The sequence below is a fragment of the Loigolactobacillus bifermentans DSM 20003 genome (genome assembly GCF_001434575.1).
Lineage (GTDB): Bacteria > Bacillota > Bacilli > Lactobacillales > Lactobacillaceae > Loigolactobacillus > Loigolactobacillus bifermentans.
Genome location: NZ_AZDA01000097.1, coordinates 1 through 1,055, shown reverse-complemented (window position 1 = coordinate 1,055; position 1,055 = coordinate 1). Strand labels below are relative to the sequence as shown.

At 43.1% G+C, this 1,055-nt stretch carries 1 protein-coding gene; it reads right to left on the bottom strand.

The features are described 5' to 3' along the window. Positions 1-30: 30 nt before the first annotated feature. The gene (locus FC07_RS11735; RefSeq protein WP_057905303.1) at positions 31-954 is read right to left on the bottom strand and encodes an IS30 family transposase; all 924 of its coding nucleotides are present in this window, start codon (positions 952-954) and stop codon (positions 31-33) included. Between the last annotated feature and the right edge of the window lie 101 nt (positions 955-1,055).

Genomic DNA, 1,055 nt, shown 5'->3' with positions numbered 1-1,055 from the left:
GGCAGATTGCAAGAAATAACTTGAACAAATTTAGTAACGCAGATTACGCAAAAAGATCTCAATCGGTGTTCGCCAATTTAAACATTTGAGTGGTCGGGAATTCAAATACCAGTTAATTTGAATCAATTCATCATCGGTAATCTCATCAATCGGTTGACCTTTGGGAATGAAGCGGCGTAGTACTCGGTTGCGATTTTCATTACTGCCTCGTTCATGTGGCGAATAAGCGTGCGCAAAGTACAGCGGAACACCGGCCTGTTCTTCAATCAAATTGTAGTTGGCGAATTCTTTCCCATGGTCAACAGTAAGGGTCTTGAGATTATCTCCTAACTGGTTAGCCAATTCTAAAATAGCCTTGGTCATTGAAGTACTATCTCGTCCATTAAGCCGTTTAACGATGGTAAGCCGACTCTTACGCTCGACAAACGTAGCTACTGCTTGACCTTTACGTTTTCCAGATAAAACTGTATCAGCTTCGAAGTGACCGAATTCCTGGCGAGTTTCGACTTTATGAGGCCGCTCCTCAATGGAGCGGCCGTGATTGAACGTACCACGCTTTTCTTTAGCACGATGACGACGAATTCCATGATCAGGCAAATCGGGCAACTGTATATCAAGCCATCCTTGATCAATCCAGTTATAGACCGTCTTGTAGGCAATCCCCACCACATGGGCAACTTGTTCAGGGGACCACTTCTGGACTTGAATCTTTTCCTCGATCAAGTGTTTAAGGTTTTTAGTGAGCGAAGACTTCCGCCCCCGTTGACTAACCTTTCGTTCAAAGTCAGTTTGCGCTAGCCCAGCCTGGTACTCACTATTTAGCCGGTGAAGTTCGTTAAAGATGGTGGTCTTACTAAAGTCTAAGTAGTTAGCGATGTATCGCAAGGAATGTCCTTCATTATGAAGCGTTTCAATGACAACACGGTTCTGGAATGATAAAATAGTGGTGCCCATAAAGGTCCTTCTTTCTAGTGGAATGTTGTGGTGACACCATTAAAGACCTTTATGGGTTTTTCTGTCCACTAATATGTTCAACTTAAATTTTACAATCTACC

Bases quoted from the DNA above. Each gene is read 5' to 3' on its own strand.
- FC07_RS11735 (WP_057905303.1), bottom strand. From the start codon at position 954: ATGGGCACCACTATTTTATCATTCCAGAACCGTGTTGTCATTGAAACG.